Source organism: Bacillota bacterium (genome assembly GCA_029961055.1).
Taxonomy (GTDB): Bacteria; Bacillota; Sulfobacillia; order JAIMAT01; family JAIMAT01; genus JAIMAT01.
The window spans coordinates 1-8,372 of record JASBVM010000030.1; the positions used below are offsets into that span (position 1 = coordinate 1).

At 73.7% G+C, this 8,372-nt stretch carries 5 protein-coding genes and 1 pseudogene; 5 read left to right on the forward strand and 1 reads right to left on the reverse strand.

Annotation, left to right across the window (positions count from 1 at the left end; translation table 11 throughout):
- Positions 1–16 precede the first annotated feature (16 nt).
- The 4 genes and pseudogenes from QJR14_08005 to narI all read left to right on the forward strand — a co-directional run bounded on the left by QJR14_08005 (position 17) and on the right by narI (position 6,537).
- The gene (locus QJR14_08005) at positions 17–3,709 is read left to right on the forward strand and encodes a nitrate reductase subunit alpha (GenBank protein MDI3317541.1); all 3,693 of its coding nucleotides are present in this window, start codon (positions 17–19) and stop codon (positions 3,707–3,709) included.
- Positions 3,699–5,228, forward strand: a complete 1,530-nt coding sequence (narH, locus tag QJR14_08010) for a nitrate reductase subunit beta (protein ID MDI3317542.1) — start codon at positions 3,699–3,701, stop codon at positions 5,226–5,228. The genes QJR14_08005 and narH overlap by 11 nt, the downstream gene beginning before the upstream one ends.
- Positions 5,225–5,872 (forward strand): nitrate reductase molybdenum cofactor assembly chaperone, encoded by a 648-nt coding sequence (narJ, locus tag QJR14_08015; protein ID MDI3317543.1) that lies wholly within the window; start codon positions 5,225–5,227, stop codon positions 5,870–5,872. The genes narH and narJ overlap by 4 nt, the downstream gene beginning before the upstream one ends.
- A pseudogene (gene narI, locus QJR14_08020) lies at positions 5,869–6,537 on the forward strand (respiratory nitrate reductase subunit gamma). Before narJ ends, narI begins: the two are co-directional and overlap by 4 nt.
- Before the next feature lie 78 nt (positions 6,538–6,615).
- Here the strand turns inward: narI and QJR14_08025 are convergent.
- Positions 6,616–7,704 (reverse strand): mechanosensitive ion channel family protein, encoded by a 1,089-nt coding sequence (locus tag QJR14_08025; protein ID MDI3317544.1) that lies wholly within the window; start codon positions 7,702–7,704, stop codon positions 6,616–6,618.
- A gap of 262 nt (positions 7,705–7,966) precedes the next feature.
- Between QJR14_08025 and QJR14_08030 the strand changes: the two genes are divergently transcribed.
- Positions 7,967–8,372, forward strand: a 406-nt coding sequence (locus QJR14_08030) for a hypothetical protein (protein MDI3317545.1), incomplete at its 3' end; no start/stop codon positions are given.

Genomic DNA, 8,372 nt, shown 5'->3' on the forward strand with positions numbered 1-8,372 from the left:
GAGAGGGGTTGGAAAGGTGAGCGGTGGGCGTTCACTGCGCAGGCTCGGGCTGCTCCTCCGCCGCGGCGAGCCGGTCGCCGACGGCTGGAGCGAGCTGAGCCCCCTCGACCGCGACTGGGAGGAGGCGTACCGCGCCCGCTGGCAGCACGACAAGGTGGTCCGCTCCACGCACGGCGTCAACTGCACCGGCTCGTGCAGCTGGAAGGTCTACGTCAAGGACGGCATCATCACCTGGGAGACCCAGGAGACCGACTACCCCACCAACGGCCCCGACATGCCGGAGTACGAGCCCAGGGGCTGCCCCCGGGGCGCCAGCTTCTCCTGGTACACGTACAGCCCGCTGCGGGTCAAGCACCCGTACGTGCGCGGCGTGCTCTGGGAGCTCTGGCAGGAAGCGCTGCGCGAGGCGCAGGGCGACCCCGTCGCGGCCTGGGCGCGCCTGCAGGCGGATCCGGCCAAGCGCGCCGCCTACCGGAAGGCGCGCGGCAAGGGCGGCCTGGTGCGCGTCGGCTGGGAGGAGGCGTACCGGCTGATCGCCGCCTCCCTCGTCTACACGCTGCGCGAGTACGGACCCGACCGCATCTTCGGGTTCACGCCGATCCCCGCCATGTCCATGGTCAGCTACGCCTCCGGGGCGCGCTTCCTCTCGCTGCTGGGCGGGGTGATGCTCAGCTTCTACGACTGGTACGCCGACCTGCCGCCGGCCTCGCCGCAGGTCTGGGGCGAGCAGACCGACGTGCCGGAGAGCGGCGACTGGTACAACGCCTCCTACCTGATCGTCTGGGGCACCAACGTGCCCATGACGCGGACGCCGGACGCGCACTTCCTGGTCGAGGCGCGCTACCGCGGGGCGAAGGTGGTGGCGGTCAGCCCGGACTACGCCGAGGTGGTCAAGTTCGCCGACCAGTGGCTGCCGGCGCGGCCGGGGACCGACGGGGCGCTGGCCATGGCCATGACCCACGTCATCCTGAGGGAGTTCTACCTCGAGCGCGAGACGCCGTACTTCACCGACTACGCCAGGCGCTACACCGACCTGCCCTGCCTGGTGCGGCTGCGGAAGCACGGGGAGGCCTGGGTGCCCGACCGCTTCCTGCGGGCGAGCGACCTGGGTCTGGAGGAGCCCCACGCCGAGTGGAAGACGCTGGTCTGGGACGCCGCCGCGGGCGCGCCGGCCGTGCCCAACGGCAGCCTCGGCTTCCGCTGGAGCGAGGAGGGGCGCTGGAACCTGAAGCTGGAGACGGGGGACGGGCGCCCCGTCGACCCGGCGCTGACGCTCCTCGGGCGGGAGGAGGCCGTCCTGCCGGTGGAGCTGGCCTACTTCGGCGACGGCGCGCCCGCCCTCCTGCGCCGCTCGGTGCCCGCGGTGCGCGTCGCCGATCCGGGCGGGACGGACGGGACCTACGTGACCACGGTCTTCGACCTGCTCCTGGCCCAGGCGGGCCTGGGACGCGGCCTGCCCGGCGACTACCCGGCGGGCTACGACGACCCCCGCCCCTACACCCCGGCCTGGCAGGAGGCCATCACCGGCGTCGACCGGCGCCTGGCGATCCGCGTGGCGCGCGAGTTCGCCGAGAACGCCGCGCTCACCCGCGGCCGCTCCATGATCCTGATGGGCGCCGGCACCAACCACTGGTACCACAGCGACACCCTCTACCGGGCGATGCTCAACCTGGTCCTCCTCACCGGCGCGCAGGGTGTCAACGGGGGCGGCTGGGCGCACTACGTGGGGCAGGAGAAGGTCCGCCCGGCCGAGGCGTGGGCGACGCTCGCCTTCGCCTCCGACTGGTCGCGCCCGCCGCGGCAGCAGAACGGCACCTCCTTCTTCTACCTGGCCACCGACCAGTGGCGCTACGAGGAGACGGACGCCGCCTCCATGGCCTCGCCCCTGGCCGGGCCCTACGGGCGCCTCCACTTCGCCGACACCAACGCGCTGGCCGCGCGGCTGGGCTGGCTCCCCTCCTACCCGCAGTTCGGCGCCAACCCGCTCGCCCTGGTGCGGGAGGCCGAGGCGAGCGGGGCGCGGAGCGACGAGGAAGTGGTGGCGCACGTGGTTCGCCGCCTGCGCGAGGGGAGCCTCCGCTTCGCCGCCGAGGACCCCGACGCGCCGGAGAACTTCCCGCGCCTCCTCTTCGTCTGGCGCGCCAACCTCCTCACCTCCAGCGGCAAGGGGCACGAGTACTTCCTGAAGCACCTCCTGGGCGCGGACCACGCCGTCCTGGCCGCGGAGGGCGAGGGGCTGCGGCCGCGGGAGGTGGCCTGGCGGGAGAGGGCGCCCGAGGGGAAGCTCGACCTCCTGGTCACGCTGGACTTCCGCATGTCGGGCACGGCGCTCTACTCCGACGTCCTCCTGCCCGCCGCCACCTGGTACGAGAAGCACGACCTGAGCAGCACCGACATGCACCCCTTCCTGCACACCTTCAACCCGGCCATCGCGCCGCCCTGGGAGGCGCGCTCGGACTGGGACGCCTTCCGCGGCCTGGCGCGGGTCTTCTCGGAGCTGGCCGCGCGCCACCTGCCGGAGGCGCGCGACCTGGTGGCCGTGCCGCTCCTGCACGACTCGCCCGACGAGCTGGCGCAGCCGCTGGGCCGCATCCGCGACTGGAGGAAGGGCGAGACGGAGCCGGTGCCCGGTCGCACGCTCCCCCGCCTGGTGGTGGTGCGGCGCGACTACGCCCGCGTCCACGAGAAGATGACGGCGCTGGGCCCGCTGGTGCGCGAGCGCGGCCTGGCGGCGAAGGGGATCGCCTGGCCGGCGGCGGAGGAGTACGAGGAGCTGGGCCGCATGCTGGGCACCGTCGCCGCGCCCGGCCCCGCGCAGGGCTGCCCGCGGCTGGAGGAGGACCGGCAGGTGGCCCAGGCGATCCTGACGCTCTCGGGCACGAGCCACGGCCGGGTGGCGGTCAAGCAGTGGGCGGCGCTGGAGGCGAAGACCGGGGTCGCCCTGCGCGACCTGGCCGAGGGCGAGGAGGCGGAGCACTTCCACCTCGCCGACCTGACGGCGCAGCCGCGCCGGGTGCTCACCTCGCCCGTCTGGAGCGGCATCGAGAAGGGCGACCGGCGCTACTCGCCCTTCACGGTCAACGTGGAGCGGCTGGTGCCCTGGCGGACGCTGACCGGGCGGCAGCAGTTCTACCTGGACCACGAGCTGATCCTCGACTTCGGCGAGGGGCTGCCGGTCTACCGGGGGCCGCTCGCCTTCGCCTCCTTCCTGCCGGGGGAGGGGCGACCGGCCGGCGACGGGCGTCTCGAGCTGACGCTCCGCTACCTGACGCCGCACGGCAAGTGGGGCATCCACAGCACCTTCGCCGACAACCTGCCCATGCTGACGCTCTTCCGCGGCGGGCCCACGGTCTGGCTGAACAAGGACGACGCGGCGGCCGCCGGCATCGCGGACAACGACTGGATCGAGTGCTTCAACCGGAACGGCGTCGTCGTGGCGCGCGCCGTGGTCAGCCACCGCCTGCCCCGCGGCGTCGCCTTCCAGTACCACGCCCAGGACCGGACGGTCCACGTGCCGCCGAGCCCCATCACCGGGGAGCCCGGCGGCGCCCACAACAGCCTGACGCGCATCCACGTCAAGCCGACGCACATGATCGGCGGCTACGCCCAGCTGAGCTACGGCTTCAACTACTACGGCCCCACCGGCAACCAGCGCGACGAGACCGTGGTCATCCGCAAGCTCCGGGAGGTGAGCCGGCTTGAAGGTTAAGGTGCAGGTGGCCATGGTGATGAACCTGGACAAGTGCATCGGCTGCCACACCTGCAGCGTCACCTGCAAGAACACCTGGACCAACCGCCCGGGCGCCGAGACCATCTGGTTCAACAACGTGGAGACCAAGCCCGGCGTCGGCTACCCGAAGGAGTGGGAGAACCAGGAGCGGTACCGGGGCGGCTGGGAGCTGCGCGACGGCCGCCTGGAGCTGCGCGCCGGGCCGCGTTGGCGCCGCCTCCTGGAGATCTTCTTCAACCCCGCCCTGCCCGCGCTGGACGACTACTACGAGCCCTGGACCTACGACTACGAGAGGCTGGCGGGGAGCCCCGCCGGCCGGCACCAGCCGGTGGCCGAGCCGCGCTCGGCGCTCACCGGCGAGGCGACGGAGATCACCTGGGGGCCCAACTGGGAGGACGACCTGGCCGGCACGCCGGAGACGGGGCCGCGCGACCCGGACCTGGCGGGGCTCGAGGAAGCGATCCGCTTCGAGTACGAGCAGGCCTTCCTGTTCTATCTCCCGCGCATCTGCGAGCACTGCCTCAACCCCTCCTGCGTCGCCGCCTGCCCCTCGGGCGCGATGTACAAGCGCGACGAGGACGGCATCGTGCTGGTCGACCAGGAGGTCTGCCGCGGCTGGCGCTTCTGCGTCTCCAGCTGCCCGTACAAGAAGGTCTACTTCAACTGGAAGACGCACAAGGCGGAGAAGTGCACGCTCTGCTACCCGCGCATCGAGGCCGGGCTGCCCACCATCTGCTCGGAGACCTGCGTGGGCCGGATCCGCTACCTGGGACTCCTCCTCTACGACGCCGAGCGCGTGCGCGAGGCGGCCTCGGTGCCCGACGAGCGGGACCTCCTGGCCGCGCAGCGCTCGCTCTTCCTCGACCCGTCCGACCCCGAGGTGATCGCCGCGGCGCGCCAGGAAGGGATCCCCGAGGACTGGCTCGAGGCGGCGCGGCGCTCGCCCGTCTACCCGCTGGCGGTGGAGTGGGGGATCGCGCTGCCCCTCCACCCGGAGTACCGGACGCTGCCCATGGTCTGGTACGTGCCGCCGCTCAGCCCGATCGTCAACCGCATCGAGGGCGAGGGCGCGACGGCGCGGCCCGACGACATCTTCCCGGCCATCGACCAGCTGCGCGTGCCGGTGGAGTACCTGGCCAACCTGCTGGCGGCGGGCGACGCCGAGGTGGTGCGCGGCGTGCTGCGCAAGCTGGCCGCCCTGCGCACCGCCATGCGGGCGAAGAACCTGGGCCTGGAGCCGGACGCGGCGCTCCTGGCCCGGGCCGGTCTCACCCCGGAGGCCGTGGAGCGGATGGTCCGCCTGCTGGCGCTGGCCAGGTACGAGGAGCGCTTCGTGGTGCCGCCGGCGCACAGGGAGCTGGCCGGGGACCTGATGGCCGAGCAGGGCGCCTGCGGCCTGGAGTTCGCGGGCGGTCCGGGCCGCTGCGGCGCGCCGCTCCGCGGCCCGGAGGGCACCGACCCCTCTTTCCACCTGCAGCGGAGGAGGGAGAAGGCATGAGCGAAGGGCGCGAGCCGGCGGCCGGCGGGGCCGGGTCCGGCGCGGCGCCGGGGCCGGGCCGGCGGGCGGACTGCCTGGCCGGGCTGGCCTCCCTCCTCGCCTACCCCGGCGAGGAACAGGCGGCCGTGGCCAGGGAGCTCGGGTCGCGGGCGGAGCGGCTGCGGGAGCGGCTGGAGCCCTTCCTGGCGTGGGTGGAGGCGACGCCGCTCGCCCGCCGGCAGGAGCGGTACGTGGCCGACTTCGACTTCCGCGCCGAGACGACGCTCCACCTGACCTACCACCGCTTCGGGGAGCAGCGGGCCCGCGGGACGGCGCTGGTGGCGCTGAAGCAGGTCTACGCGGGCGCGGGCTACGCCGTGCCGGAGGGCGAGCTGCCCGACCACCTGCCCCTCATGCTGGAGTTCGCCGCCCGCGAACCCGCGCTCGGCCTCGCCCTGCTGGAGCGCTTCCGCTCGCCCCTCCGGCTGGTGGGCGAGCGCCTGCGGGAGGCGGGCAGCCCCTACGCGGCAGCGGTGGAGGCCGTCCTGGATCTCCTCCGGCCCGCCCCGCCGGAGGCGGAGGCCGAGATCGAACACCTGCGCGCCGGCCCGCCGGCCGTGGAGACGGTCGGCCTGGACGCGCCGGAGGGGAGGCGGGCGCGGTGAACCTCTGGCAACAGTTCCTCTGGGTCATCTACCCCTACCTGGCGGTGGCGGTCTTCGTGGTCGGCCACCTCTACCGCTACGCCGGCGACCCGTACGGCTGGACGGCGCGCTCCAGCGAGCTCCTGGAGAAGCGGCTCTTGCGCTGGGGGAGCCAGCTCTTCCACTGGGGGATCCTGTTCGTCTTCCTGGGGCACGTGGCGGGTCTCCTCGTCCCCGCCCGGCTCTACCGGAGCCTGGGGGTCTCCGACGTCCTGTACCACCGCATGGCCGTCGCCGCGGGCGGCCTGGCCGGCGCCGCCGCCTTCGCGGGCCTCCTCGTCCTGGCCTACCGCCGCCTGCGCGTCGCCCGCGTCCGCCGGACGAGCAGCCCCGCGGACTTTGTGGCGCTCGCGCTCCTGGCGCTGGTGATGGGGCTCGGCCTCTACAACACCCTCGGCCACAACCTCCTGGTGGCGGAGTACGACTACCGCTTCAGCCTCGGCCCCTGGCTGCGGGGCCTGCTCCTCTTCCGCCCGGACCCGCGGCGGATGGCGGGCGTGCCGCTGGGCTACCAGCTCCACGTCCTGGCCGCCTTCGCGCTCTTCGCCGCCTGGCCCTTCACCCGGCTGGTCCACGTCTGGAGCCTGCCCCTGCCCTACCTGTGGCGGCGCTACGTGGTCTACCGGGCGGCGGGCGGCGGGGCCCGCCCACCCCCGCGATCGGCGGCTGGCGGTGTAGGAAGTCTGCCGCGCCCGGTGGCCGTCTCACCGCTCCCCGGCCGGCCGCTCGACCCGGATCGTCTGCGCGGGCCGGGCGAAGCCCACCCCCGCCTCCTCCAGGCGCCGGTAGAGCGCCAGGTTGATCCTCTGCTGGACGTCCATGTAGAGGGTGTAGTCGCCGCTGAGCACGTAGTAGACCGTCTCGAACTCCAGCCAGTTCTCCGTGATCCGGGCCAGGTGGGTGCGGTCGAAGCGCGCCTCGGCGATCCCGTCCACGATCTGGCGGACCCAGGCGGGGATCGCCTCCAGCTTCTCGCGCTCGGTGCCGTGGGGCACGCCGAAGGTGAACTGGACGCGCCGCCGCGGCATGTCGCGGTAGTTGCGGATCCGCGCCTTGGCCAGGTCGCCGTTGGGGATGACCAGGAGTTCGCCCGAGAGGCTCCTGAGCCGCGTCGTCTTCCACCCGATGCGCTCCACCGTCCCCTGGAAGTCCTGCGTGACGATGAAGTCGCCGACCAGGAAGGGTTTGTCCAGCGCGATGGAGACCGAGGCGAAGAGGTCGCCCAGGATGTTCTGCAGCGCCAGGGCGACGGCCACGCCGCCGATGCCCAGGCCGGTGACCAGCGCCGTCACGTTGACGCCCAGCGAGCTGATCACCATCAGCACGACCAGCGTCCAGAGGAGCGCCAGCGCGCCGGCGGTGAGGATCGAGGCGACGGAGGCGATCTCCGGCTCCATCTCCCCTTCGCCGCGGCCGCCCAGCCAGCGCGGCATCCACCAGCGGAGGGTGCGGCTGCCCCAGATCCCCACCTGGAGCCAGACGGCCACCAGCACGGCCGCCCGCACCAGCGCCTCCGCCCGCGGCGGCAGCCAGACGGCCAGCGAGCCGGCCCCCACGGCCACCACCAGCAGCACCAGCCGGCTGGTGCGGCGGAGCAGCTCCCTCGCCAGGAAGTCGCCCAGCGCCCCGCCGCCCCGCCGCGCCCAGGCCTCCAGCAGGCGCGCGCCCCAGTCGCGCACCAGCACCAGGGCGACGTCGAGGACGACGGTCAGCAGCAGCGCCAGGAGCCAGCGCCCCAGCGGCTGTCCGGCCAGCGGCACGGCGAAGAGGTCGGCCAGGAACGGCAAGCCCATCCCCCCTGTCCCGGGCTCCAGGGGCGGGTACCCCCGGGGAGGTCTGCTGGTAGGCATTCCACGGGAACCGGGGGGGCTTCCTGCCCGTCCGGATGAAGGCGGGAGCAGCGGCCGCTCGGGGCCGCCCTCCCCGCGCGGCGGACGGCTGGAGCCGGTCGAAGGTGAAGGGGCTGCTTCCTCCCGTGGAGGCGAGCGACCGGGACCGGACCGAGGGTGAGGACGTCTGGAGGCCCGCCTGGACTCGCCGAGCTTCCGGAGCCATGTGCGCGGCCTGGGGGCGACGCCCCTCACCTTCCTTCCGCACGGGCTCCGCTCCGTCGGCGGACCCGCTTCCGAACTCGAGAGCGCGTCGGAGCAGGCCTGGCCCAATGGCCCGCGGGGAGATCGAGGCCCGGAGGGAACCGCCCGGCGGCGGAAGGCGTCCCTTCACAAGGGGGCGCGGAGCTTCGCAGACGCGCAGGCGCTGCGCGCGGCGTGGAACGGCGCGCTCGACCCCTTCGAGGCCGACGCGGAGCTGCCCCCGTTCCAGCTCGACGAGGGCGGCCGCTTCCTGGTCTTCGCGGGCTTCCACCGGCTGCTCGCCGGCCAGATCCAGGGGACCGGCTGGGCTCTCGACGTACTGCTCGACCACCCGGAGCAGAACGGCGCCGCCGCGCGGCAGGCGATCC

What these genes read in the sequence shown, in the direction of transcription:
- narJ (MDI3317543.1), top strand. Translation starts at nt 5,225, where the DNA reads ATGAGCGAAGGGCGCGAGCCGGCGGCCGGCGGGGCCGGGTCCGGCGCG.
- QJR14_08025 (MDI3317544.1), bottom strand. Translation starts at nt 7,704, where the DNA reads ATGGGCTTGCCGTTCCTGGCCGACCTCTTCGCCGTGCCGCTGGCCGGA.